This is a genomic window from Parafannyhessea sp. (assembly GCF_051876455.1).
Taxonomy (GTDB): Bacteria; Actinomycetota; Coriobacteriia; order Coriobacteriales; family Atopobiaceae; genus Parafannyhessea.
The window spans coordinates 1-21,824 of sequence record NZ_JBJEHW010000201.1 but is presented as its reverse complement, the minus strand read 5'-3'; the positions used below and the strand labels follow the sequence as shown (position 1 = coordinate 21,824).

The 21,824-nt window shown below is 67.3% G+C and carries 22 protein-coding genes; 14 read left to right on the top strand and 8 right to left on the bottom strand.

Annotated features, from left to right (window positions below; genetic code table 11):
- The 3 genes from ACI38Z_RS08520 to ACI38Z_RS08510 form a co-directional block, all read left to right on the top strand.
- On the top strand, nucleotides 1–615 hold a 615-nt coding region (locus ACI38Z_RS08520), incomplete at its 5' end, for a hypothetical protein (protein ID WP_439789770.1).
- 222 nt (nucleotides 616–837) lie between these two features.
- Nucleotides 838–2,046, top strand: a complete 1,209-nt coding sequence (locus ACI38Z_RS08515; protein WP_439789769.1) for an ATP-grasp domain-containing protein — start codon at nucleotides 838–840, stop codon at nucleotides 2,044–2,046.
- A 34-nt stretch (nucleotides 2,047–2,080) separates the two neighbouring features.
- Nucleotides 2,081–2,551 (top strand): GNAT family N-acetyltransferase, encoded by a 471-nt coding sequence (locus ACI38Z_RS08510; RefSeq protein ID WP_439789768.1) that lies wholly within the window; start codon nucleotides 2,081–2,083, stop codon nucleotides 2,549–2,551.
- Between the two features lie 60 nt (nucleotides 2,552–2,611).
- Here the strand turns inward: ACI38Z_RS08510 and ACI38Z_RS08505 are convergent, their stop codons facing one another.
- On the bottom strand, nucleotides 2,612–3,103 hold the full coding sequence (locus ACI38Z_RS08505; RefSeq protein ID WP_439789767.1) for a helix-turn-helix transcriptional regulator: 492 nt from the start codon (nucleotides 3,101–3,103) through the stop codon (nucleotides 2,612–2,614).
- Nucleotides 3,104–3,256: 153 nt separating this feature from the next.
- On the opposite strand from ACI38Z_RS08505, the gene ACI38Z_RS08500 reads away from it, so the two are divergent.
- From ACI38Z_RS08500 to ACI38Z_RS08485, 4 genes are all read left to right on the top strand, one after another.
- Nucleotides 3,257–3,463 (top strand): hypothetical protein, encoded by a 207-nt coding sequence (locus tag ACI38Z_RS08500; RefSeq protein ID WP_439789766.1) that lies wholly within the window; start codon nucleotides 3,257–3,259, stop codon nucleotides 3,461–3,463.
- Between the two features lie 157 nt (nucleotides 3,464–3,620).
- Nucleotides 3,621–4,598, top strand: a complete 978-nt coding sequence (locus ACI38Z_RS08495; RefSeq protein WP_439789765.1) for a LysR family transcriptional regulator — start codon at nucleotides 3,621–3,623, stop codon at nucleotides 4,596–4,598.
- A 1-nt stretch (nucleotide 4,599) separates the two neighbouring features.
- The gene (locus tag ACI38Z_RS08490; RefSeq protein ID WP_439789764.1) at nucleotides 4,600–5,715 is read left to right on the top strand and encodes a tRNA-dihydrouridine synthase; all 1,116 of its coding nucleotides are present in this window, start codon (nucleotides 4,600–4,602) and stop codon (nucleotides 5,713–5,715) included.
- 106 nt (nucleotides 5,716–5,821) lie between these two features.
- Entirely contained in the window at nucleotides 5,822–8,464 is a 2,643-nt protein-coding gene (locus tag ACI38Z_RS08485; RefSeq protein WP_439789763.1) for a DEAD/DEAH box helicase, read from the top strand.
- Between the two features lie 178 nt (nucleotides 8,465–8,642).
- Here ACI38Z_RS08485 and ACI38Z_RS08480 read toward each other — a convergent pair whose 3' ends face one another.
- Entirely contained in the window at nucleotides 8,643–8,855 is a 213-nt protein-coding gene (locus ACI38Z_RS08480; RefSeq protein WP_439789762.1) for a hypothetical protein, read from the bottom strand.
- Nucleotides 8,856–9,033: 178 nt separating this feature from the next.
- On the opposite strand from ACI38Z_RS08480, the gene ACI38Z_RS08475 reads away from it, so the two are divergent.
- Entirely contained in the window at nucleotides 9,034–9,384 is a 351-nt protein-coding gene (locus ACI38Z_RS08475; protein ID WP_439789760.1) for a hypothetical protein, read from the top strand.
- A 12-nt stretch (nucleotides 9,385–9,396) separates the two neighbouring features.
- Here the strand turns inward: ACI38Z_RS08475 and ACI38Z_RS08470 are convergent, their stop codons facing one another.
- A complete protein-coding gene (locus ACI38Z_RS08470) occupies nucleotides 9,397–10,161 on the bottom strand; it encodes a NifB/NifX family molybdenum-iron cluster-binding protein (protein WP_439789759.1) in 765 nt (254 codons plus the stop codon).
- Nucleotides 10,162–10,266: 105 nt separating this feature from the next.
- Nucleotides 10,267–11,121, bottom strand: coding sequence for a pirin family protein (locus tag ACI38Z_RS08465; protein WP_439789758.1), 855 nt, complete (start codon nucleotides 11,119–11,121; stop codon nucleotides 10,267–10,269).
- A 372-nt stretch (nucleotides 11,122–11,493) separates the two neighbouring features.
- Here ACI38Z_RS08465 and ACI38Z_RS08460 point away from each other — a divergent pair, with 372 nt between their 5' ends.
- Together ACI38Z_RS08460 and ACI38Z_RS08455 are read left to right on the top strand one after the other, a co-directional pair.
- The gene (locus ACI38Z_RS08460) at nucleotides 11,494–12,318 is read left to right on the top strand and encodes a MurR/RpiR family transcriptional regulator (protein WP_439789757.1); all 825 of its coding nucleotides are present in this window, start codon (nucleotides 11,494–11,496) and stop codon (nucleotides 12,316–12,318) included.
- A 154-nt stretch (nucleotides 12,319–12,472) separates the two neighbouring features.
- A complete protein-coding gene (locus ACI38Z_RS08455) occupies nucleotides 12,473–13,159 on the top strand; it encodes a PTS sugar transporter subunit IIA (protein WP_439789756.1) in 687 nt (228 codons plus the stop codon).
- A 105-nt stretch (nucleotides 13,160–13,264) separates the two neighbouring features.
- On the opposite strand, the gene ACI38Z_RS08450 is transcribed toward ACI38Z_RS08455, so the two are convergent.
- Both ACI38Z_RS08450 and ACI38Z_RS08445 read right to left on the bottom strand, forming a co-directional pair.
- Nucleotides 13,265–14,728 carry a basic amino acid/polyamine antiporter gene (locus ACI38Z_RS08450; RefSeq protein WP_439789755.1) on the bottom strand — a complete coding sequence of 488 codons (1,464 nt, stop codon included), beginning with the start codon at nucleotides 14,726–14,728 and terminating at the stop codon, nucleotides 13,265–13,267.
- A 65-nt stretch (nucleotides 14,729–14,793) separates the two neighbouring features.
- Complete coding sequence (locus tag ACI38Z_RS08445; protein ID WP_439789754.1) at nucleotides 14,794–15,579, bottom strand: dimethylarginine dimethylaminohydrolase family protein; 786 nt, start codon at nucleotides 15,577–15,579, stop codon at nucleotides 14,794–14,796.
- A gap of 253 nt (nucleotides 15,580–15,832) precedes the next feature.
- Between ACI38Z_RS08445 and ACI38Z_RS08440 the strand changes: the two genes are divergently transcribed.
- Nucleotides 15,833–16,483: a GntR family transcriptional regulator gene (locus ACI38Z_RS08440; RefSeq protein WP_439789753.1), complete on the top strand. Its 651-nt coding sequence runs from the start codon at nucleotides 15,833–15,835 to the stop codon at nucleotides 16,481–16,483.
- An 83-nt stretch (nucleotides 16,484–16,566) separates the two neighbouring features.
- Here ACI38Z_RS08440 and ACI38Z_RS08435 read toward each other — a convergent pair whose 3' ends face one another.
- Nucleotides 16,567–17,868, bottom strand: a complete 1,302-nt coding sequence (locus tag ACI38Z_RS08435; protein WP_439789752.1) for a glutamate-5-semialdehyde dehydrogenase — start codon at nucleotides 17,866–17,868, stop codon at nucleotides 16,567–16,569.
- A gap of 166 nt (nucleotides 17,869–18,034) precedes the next feature.
- Between ACI38Z_RS08435 and yihA the strand changes: the two genes are divergently transcribed.
- On the top strand, nucleotides 18,035–18,622 hold the full coding sequence (gene yihA, locus ACI38Z_RS08430) for a ribosome biogenesis GTP-binding protein YihA/YsxC (protein ID WP_439789751.1): 588 nt from the start codon (nucleotides 18,035–18,037) through the stop codon (nucleotides 18,620–18,622).
- A gap of 85 nt (nucleotides 18,623–18,707) precedes the next feature.
- Here the strand turns inward: yihA and ACI38Z_RS08425 are convergent, their stop codons facing one another.
- Nucleotides 18,708–19,943, bottom strand: coding sequence for a hypothetical protein (locus ACI38Z_RS08425; protein WP_439789750.1), 1,236 nt, complete (start codon nucleotides 19,941–19,943; stop codon nucleotides 18,708–18,710).
- Between the two features lie 271 nt (nucleotides 19,944–20,214).
- On the opposite strand from ACI38Z_RS08425, the gene ACI38Z_RS08420 reads away from it, so the two are divergent.
- The gene (locus ACI38Z_RS08420; RefSeq protein ID WP_439789749.1) at nucleotides 20,215–20,349 is read left to right on the top strand and encodes a hypothetical protein; all 135 of its coding nucleotides are present in this window, start codon (nucleotides 20,215–20,217) and stop codon (nucleotides 20,347–20,349) included.
- Nucleotides 20,350–20,866: 517 nt separating this feature from the next.
- A partial coding sequence (locus ACI38Z_RS08415; RefSeq protein WP_439789748.1) for a fructose-bisphosphatase class III occupies nucleotides 20,867–21,824 on the top strand: 958 nt, incomplete at its 3' end.

The following is a 21,824-nucleotide window of genomic DNA, read 5'->3' as shown; positions in this document are numbered from 1 at the left end:
GCCGCGAAGAAGGCCGAGCCCAAGGCCGCCGCTCCCAAGGCCGCTGCAAAGAAGGCAGAGCCGAAGGTCGCCGCAAAGCCTGCCGCCAAGCCGGCACCTGCAAAGAAGGCTGAGCCCGCTCCCGTGAAGAAGGCTGCCACGGCCGCGAAGCCTGTCGCCAAGGCGGAGCCCAAGGCCGCAGCAAAGCCCGTCGCAAAGCCTGCCGTTACCAAGAAGGCCACCGCTGCCCCCAAGGCCGCTGCCGTGAAGGCCGAGCCCAAGGCAGCCGAGAAGGTCGCCACCGCACCTGCAGCCAAGAAGCCTGCCACCAAGGCAACCGTTGCCAAGCCTGCCGCAAAGGCAGCCGCGACCAAGGCAGAGCCCAAGCCTGCGGCTAAGCCCGCCGCCAAGAAGACCGAGCCCACCAAGACCGCTGCCGCAAAGCCGGCTACCAAGCCCGCAGCCAAGGCCGAGGCCCCCAAGGCCACCGCTTCCACCAAGAAGCCGGCAGCGACCCGCAAGGCAACCGCCAAGCCCGCGGCCACCAAGGCGACCGCCGCAAAGGCAGCCGCAACCAAGTCCGCCGCCAAGACCACCAAGACCAGCGTGAGGTCCTCCCGCAAGAAGACCCGCTAGTTCGCAAGGTCGCAGGCAAGATTGGTCCCGAGCCCCACGCCTCGTCATAAGGCGCGGGGCTCGTTCTTCTCGCCCGCGTCAGTCCCTCCCGCCTGCGGCCGCGCTCCCCCGTCGCGAGGTGCCAGGTCACACGCCCGCAACGCGGCACTGCTATCATCGTCGCAACCGCATCGCGCGCCGCGGCGCCGGACAGCGGCAAGGCAACCGCCAGATTGGAGCAGCGTGAACTTCGTATTCACATCCCCGCAGTTCCCCCACACGTACTGGCAGTTCTGCGACCGCCTGCACCGCAACGGCGCCAACGTCCTGGGCATCGGCGACACGCCGTACGACCAGCTTGACCAGCGGCTCAAGGCCGCGCTCACGGAGTACTACTGGGTGCCCAACCTGGGCGACTACGGGAGCGTGTTCAAGGCGGTCGCGTTCTTCAGCTACAAGTACGGGAAGATCGACTGGATCGAGTCGAACAACGAGTACTGGCTCGCGCAGGACGCGGCGCTCCGCACGGACTTCAACGTGACCACGGGCCCCGGGCGCGAGCGGATGCTCTCGCTCCAGAGCAAGGCGGACATGAAGCTGGGCTACGCGCGGGCGGGCGTCGCGACGGCGCGGCAGGTGCGGCTCACCACCCTGGAGGACGCGCTCCGGTTTGTGGAGGGCGAGGGCGGCGTGGGTTGGCCCGTGTTCGCCAAGCCGGAGCGCGGCGTGGGCTCCATCGGCGCGCAGAAGGTATCCGATAGAGAGGGGCTCGAGGCGCTGCTCGCACGCGTGGGCGACGTCCCCTACGTGCTGGAGGAGTACGTGACGGGCGACATCTGCAGCTACGACGCCATACTCGACTCGCGCGGGCTGCCGCTGTTCGAGAACATGACGCAGTTCCCGCCCTCCATGGCGCGCATCGCCAGGGAGGGGCTCGACCTCTGGTACTGCACGCTCCCCACGGTCGACCCGATCCTGCGACAGCTGGGCCGCGCCACGGCGTTTGCCATGGGGCTCAGGAGCCGCTTCGTGCACCTGGAGTTCTTCCGGCTCGACCGCGACCGTCCGGGCCTGGGCGCCAAGGGCGACTACGTGGGGCTCGAGGTCAACAGCCGCCCGCCCGGGGGCTACACGCCGGACATGATGAACTTCGCCCACTCCACGGACGTCTACCAGATCTGGGCGGACATGGTCACGTGCGACCGCCGCGTGGTGCCCGAGTCCGCGGACCGCTACTACTGCGTGTACGCCGGCCGCCGCGACTGCCACGCCTACGCCCATTCCCACGAGGACGTGCTCGCGCGCTACGGCGACGCCATCGTCATGTGCGAGCGCATGCCGGACGCCCTCTCCAACGACATGGGCAACCAGATGTACACGGCCCGTCTCAAGACCGCGGAGCAGAAGGACGAGTTCGTGCGCTTTGTGCAGGAGCGCGCGCAGCAAGGATGACGGGGCGGGCGCCCCACCGACCGAAGGAGGACCCATGCAGGTACGTCGCGCGGAGGAGAAGGACATCCCCAAGATCCTGGACCTGCTGGTCCAGGTGTGCAACGTCCACGCGGACGGGAGGCCCGACCTCTTCATACACGGCGCCACCAAGTACACGGCCGACGAGCTGGCCCGGATGGTCCACGACGACGAGCGGCCGATCTTTGTGGCCGCGGACGACGCGGACGGCGTGCTGGGCTACGCGTTCTGCGTGCGGCAGAGCTGGGGCGGCAACAACACGCCGGACATCACGATGCTCTACATCGACGACATCTGCGTGGACGAGCAGGCCCGCGGCAGGCACGTGGGCACCGCGATCTACAACCACGTGATCGACTTCGCGCGCCGCGAGGGCTTCCACAACGTCACGCTCAACGTGTGGAGCTGCAACCCCGGCGCGCAGAAGTTCTACCAGGCCATGGGCATGGTGCCGCAGAAGGTCACGATGGAGAAGGTCCTCGATTAGCCCCAGGCCACGCACCATGGGAGCGCCCGGGCGAGAAGGACGCCCGCCTTGCCTTGGGCCCTACCGGGGGCGGCGGACCTTCGAGGTCGCCTCGAGCATGGTGTGCAGCGCGTCGCGCACGTTTGGCGCAAGGTTCACGTACATGCGGATGTACTCCTCCTCGGTCGCGCGGACCTCGTAGTCGCGCCCGCGCACGCCCTCGGACTCGCCCTCGTACCCCAGGATGTCGTTGGGCGTGCAGTGCAGGAGCCGTGCCAGGTCGAGGATGTGGTCGGCCTTCATCTCCACACGGCCTGTCTCCCAGGAGCTCACCGCCTTGCCGCTCACGCCGAGCGCCGCGGCCACCTGCGGTTGCTTCAGGCCGGCGGCATCCCTGCACGCGCGCAGGTTGTTCTGGTGCCTCGCGCCCTCGACGCTGTTGTCGACGCCGTCGCTCACGGATGCCGTCGCCCTCCCCTCGAGCCTCCATGCATGGGTATGGTCCGGGCAGCACTCCTCGTTCTTCTCCACCAGGAACGAAGCCCTAGTCTCGTGGAACGAGTGCTGTTTCACGAATCCTATTCTCAAGAGACGGACGCATCAGACGTCTAGCGTCACTAGCTTTGAAAGCAAATAAAACTTAGAATCTATTCTCACGAGACCCGCAACTGCCAAGTCTCGTGCAGAATCCACTCTCACCAACCACGACGCACGAAGGGAACCGCCATGAGCACCAACGAAGCCGACAAGCGCCCGTTCAACGAGCCCAAGCCCGATGACACGTTCCTCCTCCAGGACGACGGCAGGGTCATCACCTACGCCGAGCTGATCGAGCTCGCCGGAGAGACGCCCGAGTCCGAAGCCGACCTCGACTGGGTCATGACGGACCAGAACGCCGTGCCGATCTACATGGAGCTGCCCAAGGACGAGTAGCGTCCGGAAATGCCGGCGCCACGTGCCAGGCCGGGCCGCGCGCATGGCGGGACGCATGCAAAGGCTTCGTGTTCTTCTCGCCCCGTGACGCGCCGTGGGTGCGCGGTTGGCTATCGTTTTTGACTATTACCAACCACCGCCCCACGGGAGGCCGCGCATGCAGCTGCAGCAGCTCCGCTACGTCATAGCAATCGCCGAGATGGGCTCCATGAACTCCGTGGCGCGGAAGCTCTTCATCTCGCAGTCGAGCCTGTCCGTCGCCGTGAAGGAGCTCGAGGGCGAGCTGGGCATCAGGATCTTCAACCGTTCGAGCAAGGGCATAAGCCTCACGTCGGACGGGGTGGAGTTCCTGGGCTACGCGCGGCAGGTGGTCGAGCAGGCCGACCTGCTGCGCGAGCACTACACGGAGCGCAACTCGTCGCAGCGGCGGATGTCCGTCTCGACGCAGCACTACGCGTTTGCCGTGCGCGCGTTCATCAGCTTCCTGCAGAGCTGGAGCGACCGCTCGTGCGACTTCAGCCTGCACGAGACGCGCACGAGCGAGATTATCGACGACGTGCGCACGTTCCGGAGCGACATCGGCATCCTCTACCTGAGCCACTACAACGAGACCGTGATCCGCCGTCGCCTGGACGAGGGCTCGCTCGTGTTCACGTCGCTCTTCAAGGCGCGGCCGCACGTCTTCGTGCGCGACGGCCACCCGCTGGCGTCCAAGCCCTCCGTCACAGTGGACGACCTGGCCGGCTACATGCGCTACGACTTCGAGCAGGGGCCCGAGGGCTCGCTCTACCTCTCCGAGGAGCCGCTGAGCGAGCTTGCCCACACGCGCCGCGTGACCGTGAGCGACCGCGCCACCATGACGGGCATCCTCAGCCACTGCGACGGCTACCTCATCTCCACGGGCGTGCGCTCGGACGAGATGTTCAGCGGCATCACGTCCGTCCCCATCCAGACCGACGAGGTCATGAACGTTGGCTACATCGTGCACAGCCAGCGCCGTCTGAGCGAGCTCGCGCGAGCCTACGTCCGCGAGCTGGAGAAGCTCATCGTGAGCTTTGACGAGCCGGAGGACATCGTCCCCAGCCGTGCCGCGCTCAAGGGCGTGGGCGAGGCCGCCGGCCAGGACGCGCACTAGCGTGGCGGGCGAGAAGGACGCGGCACCCGTGGCTGCGGGCGCGGGCCAGAGTGCGGCCGGAGCCGCTGCTGGCGCCGGCGACGCGGACCCGTTTGCCCCGCTCGAGCTGGGCCGCTGTGGCGGCGACAGCCACCTGCGCCTGCGCAACCGCTTTGCGCTCGCGCCCATGGCGAGCGGCCGCGCGGAGACCGATGGTAGCGTGGGCGAGCGCCTGACTGACCACTACGCCGAGCGCGCGTCCGGCGGGTACTGGGGCCTGGTCGAGTGCGGCCACCACTTCGTGAGCGCGGACGGCAGGGCTACGGCGCGTCAGGCCTCCATCGCGAGCGACGAGGACGTTGACGGCCTCGCGCGAGAGGCCGCCGTCGTGCACGAGCACGACACACCCGTGTTCGTGCAGATAAGCCATGCCGGCTCGGCCACGGGCTGGCGCCTCACGCGCAAGCAGGCGCTCTCCCCCAGCGGCATCAACTGCCCGGGCGCCAAGGTGGGCCACCCCCTCCCCCGTCCCATGGACGAGGGCGACATCGCCCGCGTGGTGGAGGCCTTTGGCCAGGCAGCCCGTCGCGCGCGCCTGGCCGGCTTTGACGGCGTGGAGCTCCACGCGGCCCACGGCTACCTGCTGGACCAGTTCCTCTCGCCCCTCACCAACCACCGCACGGACGCCTACGGCGGCCCGCTCGCCAACCGCCTTCGCATCACGCTCGAGGCGCTCGACGCCGTGCGCGCACAGGTCGAGGGCATGGTCGTCTCCGTCAGGCTCGGCGGCTGCGACTACCTGCCGGGCGGCACCACCGTGGCGGACGCGTGCGAGGCGGCCGTCCTTCTCGCCCAGCATGGCGTGGACATGATCTCCGTCTCCGGCGGGATGTGCTACTACACGCGGCGGAACACGCTGGAGTCTGGCTGGTTCGCGGGCGTGTCGACCCCCGTGCGGCAGGCGCTCGCCTCGGCGGGGCTTGACGTACCGACCATGCTCGCGGGCGGCATCCGCAACGTGGACGACGCGCGACGGCTCATGGCGCGGGGTGCGTGCGACCTCGTGGGCATCGGGCGTCCAGCGCTCAACAACCCGCGCTGGGCGCGCCGCAACCTCCGTACCGGCGCGCGCCGCTAGCCACGGGCGAGAAGGACCACCGCCCCAGCCGCAAGACAACCGCTAACATGGTAGGTCCGCGGGGCCGCGGCCCCGCACCCGTACCCAAACCAGAAAGTTGCAACGCATGTCAGACAGCATGAGACCAGACGAGGTTCCCGAGGTGGACGTGGCCGTGGCGGACGAGGGTCCCAACGGCCAGGGGTCGCTGGGCAGGCTCGTTCCCTGGCCCGACGACGAGAGCTACGCCAACATCGACCCGGAGGACGCGCTCGAGCTCTTCCTGGGTTGGGTGGAGTCGCGCGGCATCACGCTGTGGGACCACCAGGAGGAGGCGCTCCTGGATATCGCCTCCGGCGACCACGTGATCCTGGGCACGCCCACGGGTTCCGGCAAGTCCATGGTCGCGCTGGGCATGTGCTTCATCTCCATCTGCACGGACCGCCGCGCGTACTACACCGCCCCCATAAAGGCCCTGGTGAGCGAGAAGTTCTTCAACCTCGTGGAGCTCTTCGGCCGCGAGAACGTGGGCATGATCACGGGCGACGTCACGCTCAACCCCGACGCGCCCGTCATCTGCTGCACGGCCGAGATCCTGGCCAACCAGGCGCTGCGCGAGGGCGCCAATGCGGACGTGGGCTGCGTCGCGATGGACGAGTTCCACTACTACGGCGACCGCGACCGCGGCTGGGCGTGGCAGGTACCCCTGCTCACGCTTCCGCACGCGCAGTTCCTGCTCATGAGCGCCACCCTGGGCGACACCACGGACATCGCGGCGTCGCTCGAGCGCATGACGGAGCACCCCGTGGACACGATCGCCAACGCGCCGCGCCCCGTCCCCCTCACGTACCGCTACGTGGACACCGCGCTGGAGCAGACCGTCAAGATCGCACTGGACGCGGGAGAGGCGCCGCTCTACATCGTGCACTTCTCGCAGGAGGCCGCCGTCAAGAGCGCCTCGGCCCTCGCGAGCTTTGGCGTGTCCAGCAAGGAGCAGCGCACCCGCATCAAGGAGGCCATCGCGGGCACGCGCTTCACCACCACGTTTGGCAAGACGCTGCGCCGCCTGCTGCTCACGGGCGTGGGCGTGCACCACGCCGGCATGCTGCCGCGCTACCGTCTGCTGGTGGAGAAGCTCGCGCAGCAGGGGCTGCTGCCCGTCATCTGCGGCACGGACACCCTGGGCGTGGGCATCAACGTGCCCATCCACACCGTCATCCTCACGGCGCTGTCCAAGTTCGACGGCCGCCGCATGCGGCACCTCAACGCGCGCGAGTTCCACCAGATCGCCGGGCGCGCGGGCCGCGCAGGCTTCGACACCGAGGGCGTCGTGATCGCGGAGGCCACGGAGTACGACATCGAGAACGCGCGCGCCCTGGCCAAGGCGGGCGGCGACCCCAAGAAGGCCCGCAAGATAAAGACCAAGCAGCCTCCCAAGGGCTTTGTGGGCTGGAAGGAGGCCACGTTCCAGAAGCTGATCGAGGCGGAGCCGGAAAAGCTGCGCCCACGCATGCGCGTGAGCCACTCCATGGTGCTGGCCGAGGTCGAGCAGGGCGGGGACGCCTTCGCGCGCGTGCACCAGCTCATAGCGGACTCCGCCCAGCCGGACGACGAGAAGCTCCGCCTGGACACCCGCGCCAACGAGGTGTTCGCGACCCTGATGGACGCGGGCGTCGTCGTGCGCGACGTGGCCGAGGACGGCACGGCCTCCTACTCCGCCACGGTCGACCTGCCAGAGGACTTCGCGCTCGACCAGCCGCTCTCGCCCTTCCTGCTCGCGGCGCTCGAACTGCTTGACCCCCAGAGCGAGACCTACGCGCTCGACCTCATCTCCATGGTGGAGTCCACGCTCGAGGACCCGCCCCAGATTCTGCGCGCGCTCGAGCGCCAGGCGCGCGACGTCGCGATGGCCCAGATGAAGGCCGATGGCGTCGAGTACGACGAGAGGATCGAGCGCATCCAGGACGTGACCTATCCCAAGCCGCTGGAGGAGCTGCTGACCGCAGCGTTCGAGCGCTACTGCGAGAAGGTCCCCTGGGCGCGCGACTACGAGCTCAGCTGCAAGTCCATCCTGCGCGACATGGTCGAGACGGCCTCGGACTTCAAGGGCTACGTGCAGCGCTGCGGCATCGCGCGCTCCGAGGGCCTGCTGCTGCGCTACCTGTCCGATGCCTACCGCGTGCTCTCGCGCACCGTGCCGGAGGACAAGCTGGACGACCGTCTGCGCGACATCGTCGCGTGGCTCGGCCTCGTCGTGCGCACCGTCGACTCCAGCCTCGTGGACGAGTGGTCCGCCGCCGGCACCGCCGCGCCCGACGCCCCCGCCGCACCCACGGATGCGCACGAGGTCGTGCACGACCGCCGCGGCCTCACGCTGCTGGTCAGGAACGCGCTCTTCTCGCGCGTGCGCCTTGCCGCCGTCGGCGACACGGAGCGCCTCGGCGCGATCGACGCGGACTGGGGCTGGCGTCAGGCGCGCTGGTCGCAGGCGCTCGACGCCTACCGCGAGGCCCACGACGACATCCTCCTGGACGCGGACGCCCGCTCCTCCGCCTTCCTCTCCATCAACGAGTCGGACGAGAAGGGCGACTCCCACGGCCGCCACGTCTGGCACGTGCGCCAGATGTTCCACGACCCGGACGACGACCGCGACTTTGGCATCTCCGCCGACGTGGACCTCGACGCCACGCAGGAGGAGGGCGAGGCCGTCTTCAGCCGCTACCAGGTCGGCTTTGCGGAGGACCTGCAGGCAAGCGAGGCCGGCGCGTAGCCGCAGCCGACCCGCGGCGCCCGCGCCCACGGCCACAGGCCGCCATCGGTTCCCATGCGCCACGCATGGATTCCGGAACCCTTGCGTGAAAAAACGCGGTTCCCATGCGTCACGCATGGGAACCGCAAGTCGATCAATTCCTTCTTTTGTCAGCCGCCGTCGACAACGGTCGCCGCCCCTAGTGCACGAGGCCGATGCCGCGCAGGATCCCCCAGATCAGACCCACGCCCATCACGAGCAGCACGGGCAGCGTCATGAGCCCCAGTAGCACCAGGCCCACGACCAGGAAGCCATACAGCAGCCACCCCAGGACGCGAAGCCCAAACCCTATGAGCTTGAGCATGAGCCACAGGAACCCCACGGCCACCAGGCAGCTCATCAGACTGGCCATCCCTCACACCTCCAAGTCACGCGGACGGCACCGCGCCGCCACTGCGAAAGAGATACCCATTCTACAGGGCCGCCAACGCAATCCGCACGCATGCGCCAATCCACCACAGCGCCCCCATTCGCCCAAGCCGACGGCTTGCGCTAGCATGGGTCCGTAAAACACCCGAACGGAGGACGCGATGGACCAGAACGACAGGGCACTCGTCGACAAGCTCAAGGCCGAGCTCGCGCAGCAGGGCCGCAAGACCGCCTTTGCGGAGGATGCGGCACAAGCCGCGCCCAACGCTCCCGATTCCGCGGCAACCGCGCAGGTCACGAGCTCGTCCGACCCCACGGCCAACCTCGACGCACAGGCTTCCGCGGGCGAGAAGGACGCGGCCTCCGAGGCGGACTTCCTCTCGGCCATGAACGCCTTCCGCAGGGCCAAGGCCACCGGCGACCGCGACGCCATCGCGACGGCGGAGCGTCACCTGCAGGAGGTCGTCCGCCAGGAGATGCGCGACGTCGAGGGTTGCGAGGAGGCCAGGTAGCCGCAGCCGCCCCTAGTGGCAGCCACAGCCGCCATGGCCACCGTGGCCGCAGCCCTCACCGTGCTCGTGGCCGTGGCCGCAGCCCTCGCCGTGCTCGTGTCCGCCACAGGTGACGCCGTCAACCTGCGGCAGCGTGCCAGCCAGGAAGGCCTGCACAGCCTCGTCCACGGAGCCCTCCGCGCCCGGGTAGACCTCGATGCCGGCACCCGCGAGCGCGTTCATGGCGCCGCCGCCGATGCCGCCGCAGATCAGCACGTCGACGCCGCCCTGGGCGAGCAGCCCCGCGAGCGCGCCGTGCGAGACGCCGTTCGACCCCACCACGGAGGACGAGGTCACCTTGCCGTCCTCGACGTCGTACACCTTGAACTGCTCGGTCCTTCCAAAGTGCTGGAAGACCTGTCCGTCCTGATAGGTAACCGCAACCCTCATGATCCTCTCCCCCTCGTCCTGGGGCCAGCCGTGCAGGGGGTTCGTGGTGGCGGGGCAGAACTCGACGTCCCCACCACTCACCACAAGGCGCTTCCCGTTCACCACGGCGTCGGCAAGCTTGCGCCTTGCCTGCTCGTAGATCCCGGCAACCGTCGTGCGCGCCACGCCCATCGCCTGGGCGGCGTCCGCCTGGCTCGCTCCCTCGAGGTCGATCAGCCGCACGGACTCGAGCTCGTCCAGCGTGAGCGTGACCGTGGCCTCGGCGTTCGAGCCCGCGCCCTCCGGCGCAAACCCCACGTACTCCGGCATCAGCCCCACGTACCTGACCTTCTTGCGGCGTCCCGCCATCTGGCCATCCAATCTCGCGTGTTGTATTTCTGACATATGTCAGTAATAGATACTATACCCACCACCACGCGATGCAAGGGGTTTCTTCTCACCAAGTCGCCCTTCTCACCCGCGGTCGTCGTAGCCGGCCTCCTGCCGCACGAAGGTGCCCGCGTCGATCTCACCAAAGGCCCGCACCAGCTCGTCGTCCGTGTTCATCACGATGGGACCGAGCCACGCGATGGGCTCGCCCAGGCGGACGGAGCTCATGAGCAGCACCTCAGCCGGTGCGTCGCCGGTCCGGAGCCGCACCTGGTCGCCCTCGCCCACGCGCGCGGCGGTCTTCGGGCCCACGTGGGTGCCGCTCACCTCGGCCTCGCCCTGCAGGGTGAAGAGCATGATGGTGCGCTCTCCCGGCACATCCAGGGTCACGTCCGCGTGCGGGTCCATGTGGACGTCGTAGTAGTCGAGCGGCAGGTACCTGCCCTCAAAGCCGCGAGCCTCGCCATAGCTGCCGGTCAGCAGGCGCAGCGTGGCGCCGCCCAGGTCGATCTCCCGTATCTGGTCGCGCGTGATGCCGTGGTAGAACGGCGGCGCGGTCATCTTGTCCGCCGCGGGAAGGTTCAGCCACAGCTGCACGCCCAGAAAGCGCCGCGCTCGGCCGGGCATCTCGGAGTGGAACGCGCCCGAGCCCGCCGTGAGCCACTGCGCCTCCCCGTCGGTCACGGTCGCCTTGGTGCCCAGGTGGTCCTGGTGGACCATAGTGCCCTGCGCAACGTACGTCACGGTCTCGATGCCGCGGTGCGGGTGCATGGGGAAGCCCGCCATGTAGTCGTCAGGGTCGGTCGAGTCGAACGCGTCCAGCATGAGGAACGGGTCCCACTCGCGCGCGGTCCAGTTGCCCAGCACGCGCGTCAGCTTGACGCCCGCGCCGTCCTGCGCGGGAACGCCCTTCACGGTCTTGGTCACCTTGCGTAGCATGTCTGCCTCCTTGCATTTAAATTTATCTGTCGAGAAGAACGCACCCTACCGTCCGGCGTCCCAGTACGCACACAGCAGCCTCGCGGCCGCGCGCTGATCGTCCGTGCCCCACGCCGCCAGGCACTCGTGAAGCGCCTGGTAGTTGATGGGACACACGGTCCGCGAACTATTGCTCTGCTTTTACCTCTACGTAGAGGTTTCTATACGTTACTAATCAACTCACAATTCCCCCACACGCCTCCGGCCACAGCCGAGCCATCGCTCCAAGGCCTCGCGCCCCGCCGCCACCCAAAGTGGCAAACTAGCCACAGGGACCGCAGGGCCAGGCCACCCCACCGGGCCAGGCCACCCACGCCAGCCAAGGGAGGACGCATGCGAGAAGGACGCCTCAACCTCTTGATGTCACTCTTTGCCGTGTTCAACGACAACGACCGCGACGACACCTCCTATGCGCTGGCGCGCTACTTCCTGCAGAACTTCGACCGGCTGGACCGGCTCAACATCTACGACGTGATGGACTCGTGCTACGTGTCGCGCTCGGGCGTCCGACGCTTCTGCCAGTCCATCGGGTTCGAGAACTTTAGCGAGATCAAGGCCAGCAGCGGCGAGTGGGAGCTCTTCCGCCACTACTTCCTGACATATCCCCGGCTCGAGGGGTCGGGCTCGCACGAGCTGCGGCGTGACCTCGACGCGCTCTACGGCCAGATCGACGGGCTCATGCGCACGCGCGAGGTGGACGTGGTGCTGGACGCGCTCCGCCGCTGCGACCAGCTGGTGCTCTTCTCCGCGGACTCGTCCAGCATGAGCCTGGTGGAGTTCCAGCGCGCCATGGCCGTGGAGGGCAGGATCGTGCAGCTGATCACCGAGTCCAGCCCGGCGGCTGACGCGGTGCGCGAGCTGGGCCCCAACGACCTGCTGCTGACCGTCTCGACCTCCGGGGCCTTCGTCCGCAGGCAGCGCGCGCAGATCCAGGACTCGGGCGCGTTCAAGGTGTACGTCACAGCGACGCAGTCGCCGGAGCTGACGCGGCTGTTCGACACCACGCTGCTCATGGCCCGCAACGCGAGCGACCCCAGCCCCCTGCACAGGATGTACGCCTCGTACGGCGTGGCCTACCTCTTCGACCGGCTGTTCACGGCCTACGCCCGCCGCTACGACGCGCAGTTCCAGCCAGGCGGCAATTCGCCGCAAACGTAGACGCCGCACCGCTGGTCGCCGCAGGCATGTGCCAGTAGCGACCGCCGCCCGCCCCGTGGGTCAGAATCTGGAGCGCTCCGCTTCCTGAACCACCCGCGACGCCCCGCCCGCGATACCGTACGGTTGCAGGCAGGAAGCGTCGGAGGGAACGGCAATGCAGACCACGGGCACGGCGGCGGACGCCATGAGCATCAAGGGCTACCTGGACCAGATCTACATGGACGACCCCGACCGCATCCTCCTCAAGCTCAGCTACATGGGCGAGAAGATCAACGGCCTCGTGTCGCGCGTCGACCATGACGCGCACGCAAAGAGCGACGCGGACCATGACTACGTGACGCTTGACGTGCCGGCGGAGCAGCGCGGGAAGCTCTTCTCCCCCGCCGCGGGCAGGCTGGTCCCACCCGGGCACGTACGCCAGAACGAACCCGCATGTGCTGCCCAGGGCCGCTGCGTGTGCATCCGCCCCACCTACGGCATGCTGTACGCGCCGGTGACGGGCCGCATCACGGCGCAGCTGCCCTCGCACAACGCCATCGGCATCATGACCTTCGACGGCGTGCAGATTTTGATGACGGTAGGCAACGCCCCGCAGCGTTACCAAGGCAAGGCCTTTAGGCAGCTGGCATGGCAGAACGACTCCGTCCACATGGGAGACCCGCTGGTGGCGTGGGACCGCCGTACGCTGCGAGGCGAGGGCGAGGACGACCTGGTGGTCATGACCGTGACGAACCCCGACGACCTGGCGTCTGTCACCCCGCTGCAGCCCCGCATGCCGTGGGCGAGCAGGGTGCGCCCCGGGGCGCAGGTCATGAGCGTGGAGTTTCCCAGCGAGGGATAGCGAACGTTCGCAAACGCAAGAGGGCCTGACGAGGACGCTTCCCCGCCAGGCCCCATTTGTATGGTTGTCGCATCGTCAGTCATAACCGGCGAGCAGCACGCAACGCTAGAACGTGATGACTCCCATCGCGATGAGGACCACGGCCAGCACAGCCGCAATCACGATCACGACTGCGACGGCGACGTCCTGCTTGCCAAAGACCTTCTCGCCCGCTTCCTTGCGGCCGGCCGCATAGAAGAACAGGCCAGGGATGTACCCAAGGCAGCACATGAGCAGGTAGGTCCAGCCGCTGAGGACGGTTCCCACGACCAGGAACACGGTGGCAATGAGGCCGATGACCAGCTGGCCGGCCTCATGGCGCTCGGCGGAGAGCTTGACCTGGTACGCCGCGGCAAGTGCCCACGTGATGGCGATGGAGACGGTGCACATGGACAGCGCGAAGTTGTAGGCGTCCTCGGTAAAGAGAAGCGAGATCATGAACAGCTGGGTGCAGATGCCCACCACGACGAGGGAGTTCTGCGGCGCGCGGTTTGCGTTGAGCTTGCCCCACCAGGAGCCCAGGAGCTTGTCGTCCGCCATGCGCTGGGTCACCTCGGCGGGAAGCAGCGTGAACGAGAGCCAGCAGCCAAAGCCCGAGATCAGCATCGCGATTGCGATGAACGCGCCGCCCCAGCCGGGCGCAACCTTCTCGAACACGTAGAGCATTGCGGGCTTGCTGAGCTTGGCGACCTCCGTGTACGGCATGACGCCATAGGGCAGGAGCGACGCGCCCAGGTACACGGCAACCACGATGAGAAGACCGACGACCGTAGCCGTGCCCGCCTCGGAGCGCTTGCGGGCGCGGGACGTGACGACGCTGGCGCCCTCGACGCCGATGAAGACCCACATCATCGTGATGAGGCAGTTCTGAATCTGCGTGGACAGGCCGCCAAGCGAGACGGCGCCCTTGCCCGCAGTTCCAGCGGCAACGGCGTTGTTGTAGACGTTGCCCCAGAAGTCGGCCGTAAAGACTCCCGCGCGGAAGCTCACGCCGCAGAACAGGATGAACACGGCAAGCGCCGCGACCTTCACGACCATGATGAGCGCATTGAGGAACGAAGCGCTCTCGACGCCACGGATAATTAGTGCGACAAGGACCCAATTGATGATCGAGCCCATGAGGATGGAACCGATGTTGTTGCCCGGAAGGAAGTACGGGAAGAAGTAGCCGATCGTCGAGGCGAGGATGGTCGCGAAGGCCACGTTGCCCAGCCAGGCGGAAAGCCAGTATCCCCATCCCGAGATGAAGCCGGTAAACGGGCCAAAGCCCTCCCGCGCGTAGGCGTAGATGCTGCTGAGCTTGGGCTTCTTGACCACGAGGTTGTTGAGCGAGAAGGCCAGCATGAGGAAGCCCACGCCCACGATGAGCCAGGACACGAGGACGCCACCTGGCGAGGCCACGGCCGCAAGCTGGCCAGTGAGGGCGAACACGCCCGTGCCGATGCACGAGCTAACGACGAGTCCCACGAGCCCGAAGAAGCCGATGCCACCCGGACGCTCTTCCGACTGAGTTTCTGCAGCGTCTGACATGCGCTGCTCCTTTCTCTAAAAGAGAGGGGCGAGCACCGCACGCGGCACCCACCCCCAAGGCCTTCCTACCAGCGGAGCGAGAGGCACGTGATGGAGCCGTCGATCTTCTCGAACTCCGTCATCTCGACCTCGATGATCTTGTAGCCCCAGGCCTCGAGCTGCGCCTTGACGCGCGGGTAGCCCTTCGCCATGACCACGTAGTCGTTGATGCGCACGCAGTCGGCACCGTAGGCCTCCTCGTCCGGAACCTCGAAGAGGTTAAACTGGCCGCGGTGGTAGGCGGGCTTGGTCTTGAACTCGCCGCTCACGAGCAGGTTACCGTCCTCGACGTAGGTTCCGCCGGTCTTGAGGTGCAGGATGTGCTCGACGGGCACCTGCTCGGAGGTGAAGCCCCACTCGGCGAGGAAGCCGGCAAACTGGCGGTATCCCTCGTCGTTGGTGCGCTGCGAGTGGCCCACGTAGTAGTGGTCGTCCACCATCATGACGTCGCCGCCCTCGAGCGTGCCGGGGTCCGTGATGACCTTGATCTGGTCGTCGGTAAAGAACTCGTGCAGCGTGGGGAGCATGAGCGCGGCCTCCTCGCGGCGGGTCGGCGCGCCGGGGCGGTCGGAGATCGCACCCTTGGGCGTGATGACGGCCGTGTCCTCCACGAAGACGGAGTCGGGGTAGTCCTCCAGCGCGGGCAGGACCGTGACCTCGAGGCCGGCCTGCTTGAGGGCCTCCACGTACTGGTCGTGCTGCTCCATGGCCTTCTCGTAGATGGGCTTGCCCTTGTTGGTGAAGTCGGCGATGCCGTCGATTACCGAGTGGGACGGGCGACGGACGATTGCGTGGGTGAAGTTTGCTGCCATGGTGGAACCCCTTTCCGTTGCTGTGACGTTGGCACCGGGCTTCCGGGCGTGCGGGACGTCCTTCTCCCCTGCCTGCTTGCTGCTTTATGTATACAAAATACAATTCGAGTTGGTCAAGCTATTTCACACGGTGACTTCTTGTGTTTTACGAGCGGTTACCTTGCTGACACAAACGGCAACCACAGGGGTCATTGGATGGCTTGTACTTACTTCGTACTTTGTATACAATTTGTTTGAGCAGAGAGGGGCAATCATGGCAACGGGAAGTCACCAGTCGCTGAAGCAGCGGGTGTACGACGAGCTTCGCGCTCGGATCGAGCGCGGCGAGCTCCAGGAGGGCGAGAAGGTCGTGGAGCTTTCCGTGTGCGACTCCCTGGGGGTCAGCCGCACCCCCGTGCGCGAGGCGCTGATCCAGCTGGAGGCGGACGGCTACCTGGAGGGCATCCCCCGCCGCGGCTTCCGCGTGAGGAGCTTTGACGAGGCGAGCGCCCGCGAGGTCTTCGAGATGCTCGGGCCGCTCGACGGGCGCGCCGCACTGCTCGCCGTTCCCAACATGGGGCCCGACGACCTTGCGGACATGCGCTTTCTGTACGAGTCGATGGAGCTTGCCATTGCCGGTGGCCTGACCTCGCGCTACTACGACCTGCAGCGCGAGTTCCACCAGCACTACATCGACCGCTGCGGCAACGCCCGCCTGATCAAGGCGCTGGGCGAGCTCATGAGCCAGCTCTCGTCGCGGTCCTACCAGCGCGACGACCCCCAGGCACTCCAGAACATGCGCAAGGCAAACGAGGAGCATCTCCACATGCTCGAGCTGTTCGAGAAGGGCGACGGCGCCGCGCTGCAGGACTACATCCGCGACGTCCACTGGTCGCTCGACAACGTGGAGTTCGCCACCTGGTAAAAGACGCGCCCGGAACCCCTCGTAGCGGGGCCCGGGCGCGTTCGCATTCACGCTCGCAGTCGGCACGCGGCCGCTCCTTGGTGCTACGCCAGGTCGCGGTAGTGGAAGCTCTTCTCGCCCGAGGCGTACGGCGCCACGATGTCGCCGTGGCCCACCAGGCGATACTTGTACGTGACCAGGCCGTCCAGCCCCACGGGGCCGCGTGCGTGCAGCTTGCCCGTGCTGATGCCCACCTCGGCGCCAAAGCCGTAGCGGAAGCCGTCGGCAAAGCGGGTGGAGCAGTTGCGGTACACGCCCGCGGAGTCGACCATCTGCATGAAGTACTCGGCCGCCGCGTCGTCCGTCGTGATGATGGCGTCCGTGTGGTGCGAGCCGTAGCGGTTGATGTGGTCCACGGCCTCGCGCACGCCGTCCACCACCTTGCAGCTCATGACGTAGTCGCCGTACTCCGTGCTGAACTCGTCGTCGGACATGGGCTCCACCGCGGGGATGCCCTCCACGTGGGACAGAAGGTCGCACACCTCGGCCGTGCCGCGGAGGCGTGCGCCGCGCTCCGCCAGGCCGAGGGCCGCCTTGGGCAGGAACTCCGCCGCGATGGAGCGGTCCACCAGCAGCGTCTCGGCCGCGTTGCACACGGCGGGGTACTGCGTCTTGGCGTCCACCAGCACGCGCACCGCCATGTCCTGGTCCGCCGCGGCGTCCACGTACACGTGGCAGACGCCCGAGGAGTGGCCCATGACGGGGATCTTGGTGTGCTCCATGATGTAGCGCACGAACTTGTTGGAGCCGCGGGGGATCAGCAGGTCAACGTCCTGGTCGCACTGCAGCAGCTCGTCGATCTCGCTGTGGAGCTCCGCCTGCAACAGGCAACTGGCGGGAAGTCCCGCCTCCACCACGGCCTCGTGGATCACGTCGAACAGCACGCGGTTGGTGTTGGCCGTCTCGCGCCCGCCCTTGAGCACGGCGCAGTTGCCGCTCTTGACGCAGAGCGAGCTGATCTGCACCAGCGCGTCCGGGCGCGCCTCGAAGATGACGCCGATCACGCCGATGGGGCAGGTCACGCGCCTGAGCTCGAGCCCGGCGTCCAGCTCGCGGTCCAGAAGCACGCGCCCCACGGGGTCGGGAAGCCCCACCAGCTGGCGCAGGCCCGCCACGCCGTCGCGCAGCTTGTCCTCGTCGTAGCGCAGCCGCTTCTGGACGGTCTGTGCCACGCCGGCCTCGGCCGCGGCGGACATGTCCTTCTCGTTAGCCGCAAAGATCTGGTCCTTGTGCGCCTCGAGCGCCTGCGCCACCAGCTCGAGCGCGTGGTTGCGCTGCTCGATGGAAGAGGCGGCCATGGCCGGCGCCTCGAGCTTCATCTGGTGGACCTGCTCGCGAATGTCCATGTGGGCTCCTATCGGGATGACGACGCGGGCCCGGGGGCCGGCGCGGGTGGTTGGGGGTATTGGGTAGAAGTCTACCCGACTGCCCCGCGCGCGATAGGCTCGGGTAGAATCTACGCAGCTCGGCCGCGTGCCGGGCCACCGGACGTCCCCCACGCAAGGAGTGAACATGGCCAGGCTCAAGTACGAAAACGCGCGCTTCGAGGCATCGTACGGAACGATCGCGCAGCTGCCCGAGCCCACCGCGCCCGAGGTCTCCTTTGTGGGGCGCTCCAACGTGGGCAAGTCGTCGCTCCTCAACAAGCTCATCGGCCGCAAGTCGCTCGCCAAGGTGTCGAGCCAGCCGGGCAAGACCGCCAACATCAACTTTTTTGACGTGGACGGCGTGCGCTTTGTGGACCTGCCCGGCTACGGCTTCGCCAAGGTGTCCCAGGCGGAGAAGCAGCGCTGGGCTAACCTCATAAGCGGCTACTTCGAGCAGGAGCGCAGCTTCAACCTGGTGGTCTCGCTCGTGGACATCCGCCACGACGCGCAGCAGCTCGACCGCGACATGCTGGCCTACCTGGCGGATGCGGAGCTGCCCTACGTGGTGGCGCTCACCAAGGCCGACAAGCTCAGCCGCAGCAAGCAGACGCAGCAGAGGGCCGCGCTCGCGCGCCAGTTTGGGATTGACCCCGGCCGCATGCTCGTGACGTCGTCGCAGTCCGGACAGGGCATCCAGGAGCTCCGCAAGATGATCGAGGACGCCTGCCTGTAGCGCGCCCATGCCGCACCCACGCTATGCCGGGCGAGAAGGGCGGCCGCCCTTCTCGCCCGCGTAATCGGGACGCAGGAACCTGCCGCTACGAGCCCAGGACGTCGTGGACGTCGCACACCACGATGCGATCGACCTTGGCGATCGGCTCCCAGCGGTAGCCCGCCGCCGCGGACTCGAAGCACAGGTACAGCTTGCCGCCATAGAGGTCCATCTCCTCGAGCATGGGCGGCAGCACGAACGTGGCCCAGGACTGGTCGTTGCGCAGGTCGTGGCTCCACGCGCCACCGCCCCACCACATGACGCGCAGGTAGCTGTCGCGGCTGCCCCACGACTGCGAGAGCAGGCAGAGGTCGCCCACGATGCCCATGCCCTGCGCCTGGCCGTTGATGAGCGCACCGTCCACCGGGTCGAGGATGTCGCCGCTCGTCTTGCCGACCCGCTTGATGAGGTTCTTGAGCACTCGCGACTTGCGCACGTTGATCATGCCGAGCTCGTCCGCGTCCCAGCCCTGCTCGGCCGCGAGCTGACCCTCGTTGCGGTAGCGCTCGAGCTCGCCCAGGACCTCGTCCTTGTCGGCCTCGCGCAGGCCGCCGTCGGACTCGATGTCGAACGCCTGGATGGTCGTGCGCGACTTGCGCGCGCCGGTGAAGTCGCCCACGTACAGCTTGCCGGAATAGACCGTCAGGAACGACGCGTGGTTGAGCGTGCGGACGAGGTACGTGCGCTCGATTCGGCACGGTGCCTTGGCGCGGGAGGCGTCGTACTTCTCCCACGCCTTGAGCTCGATCGAGCTCACCGTGGCACAGCCGTGCTTGCCCTCCTGGTAGCCGCAGATCCACAGGCGGTGGTGGCGCGCGTCGTAGGCCAGGCCTCCCACGTGCGGCTTTCCGTTGAGCACGATCACACCGTCGAGCTGGTGGGTCTTGCGGTTGATGCGGTAGATCACGGAGTTGTGCGCGTGGGCGCGGCAGTACGCGGACACGAGCAGGTACCTTCCCGCAACGCAGACGCCCTGCGGCGTCATGGTCGTGCAGCTGCACAGGTTGTCGTCCGCGTCCAAGGTGCGCGTGACCTTGAGGCCGGGTATCACGTAGCTTTCGCGCACGATCTTGCTCACGTTTGCGTAGGAGCTCACGCCGAGGCCGTAGTTCCTGAGCACGGTGCGGAAGTCTTCCGAGGAGTACAGCGAATCTGCGTTGGTGCCGTCCGCGCTCGACGTGGGCCCCGTCTGCAGAGGGTGGGCCATGCCGTACGCGAAGAAGCAGCACGTCGCCACAAGGAGCGCGCACAGCACGCGAAGCCACGTCCTTCTCGTCCGCATCTCGCCCCCTTACGCACAGACAACGTGTAACCGTAGCACGCGCGACGGGGGTCTGGGACCCGCCCGCGAAGCCGCGCCGACTCGTCACAACCCTGTAGTATCCGGCGCCTTCGCGTGCCGCGAGCGCATCGTAAGCGCCAGTGCACGCAACTGTAACGGAATCATCAGCTTCCTGCACGCGCAGGTAAGCGCCCTGGCACGCGTGCCTAGTGCCAGCTCGGGCGTGGAAATATGTAATTGGAAAGTAAACGAGCGCGGATGGGAGGTCATCATGTCAGCAACGACGCTCAACCGTCAGACCAGCGGGTTCCTTCGCGGCCTTGGCATGGTCGCCGGATACGAGGGCCTGAGCATCCTGGGAGCCGCCCTCACGGTCGCGGTCCTGGCTGCGCTTGCGGCGCTGTAACGACCCGGTAAGCCCCAAACCACGCACGCCCAGCCTTGCGGAACCCCCGCGCCCGCCCCCGCGCACTTACCTTGCGCGGGGGCGCGATTCTGTTTCGGGGCCGTCCGTGCCCGCCCCAGAAAGTTTTTCGCCACCCGTGCACGCAATCGGGGTTTGAGTGTATTTCGATCTCACCTCAGAGGCTCACACGGCTTGCCAAAGCTGCCGCCAGGTCGTCCAGAGCACACTCAAACCCTCCTCCCGCTCATTTGAAGGGGCTTGTGGGCACTTCGAACACGTCCACGAGGCGCGGCGGCAGCTCCAAAGTACACTCAAGCCTCCTTCCGGTGCACGCGGGCCAGAAAAACTTCCGCCACACCACCCGGCTCACGCCCACCGCGCCAACGCATCCGCCTCCGGAAGTGCCGGACGCCAACCGAGCGCCAGCCACTAGGATGTATGAAATCAGAAACTAATTGCATCCATCAACCACGTGCTGGCAATAACCGCAGCTCAGGGCCACAAGGTGAGGAGTCGCATGCCGCAAGCATCCAAGCAGCAGTCATCCGTAAGCACCCAGGCGACGCAGGCCGACCGCGAGGAGCGCCTCAGGTACTCGCGCCTCCTCGCGCAGCGCTTCCCCAACCGCCGCGCCGCCATGAGCGAGATCATCAACCTTCGCACCATCCTGTCGCTCCCGCGCGGCACGGACCACTTCATCAGCGACGTCCACGGCGAGTACGAGGCCTTCCAGCACATCCTCAACAACTGCTCCGGCGTCATCCGCGAGCAGATCCGCGTGATCTTCTCGCCCGAGCTCGACGCACGCCAGCAGGCCGACCTCCGCACCCTCGTCTACTATCCGCGCGAGAAGGTCGAGCGCACGCGGCTGGACGGCGCCCTCGACCGCCAGTGGTACCTCGACAACCTGTATCGCCTGGTCAGGCTCGCGCGCTGGATCGCCGGCAAGTACACGCGCTCCAAGGTGCGCAAGGCCATGCCCGCCGAGTACGCCTACATCATGGACGAGCTCATGCACGCCACGCGCGACGAGGAGAAGGTCCGCCACGCCTACCACCAGTCGATCCTCGAGTCCGTGGTGGACACGGGCGCCGCGGACGACTTCATCGAGGCGCTCGCGAACCTCATCAAGCGGCTCGCCGTCGACCGCCTCCACGTGGTGGGCGACGTCTTCGACCGCGGCGCGCACGCGGACAAGGTCATGCACACCATCGAGCACCACCCCTCCGTGGACGTGGAGTGGGGCAACCACGACATCGCCTGGATGGGCGCCGCCTGCGGGTCCCTCGCCTGCATCTGCTCGGTCGTGCGCACCTGCGTGCGCTACGGCACGCTCGCCGCCATCGAGAGCGGCTACGGTATCAGCCTGCGCGAGCTCGCGCTCTTCGCGGGCGCCACCTACCGCGACGACGACGCCATCCCGCCCTTCGAGAAGGCCATCGACGTCATGCTCTTCAAGGTCGAGGGCCAGACCT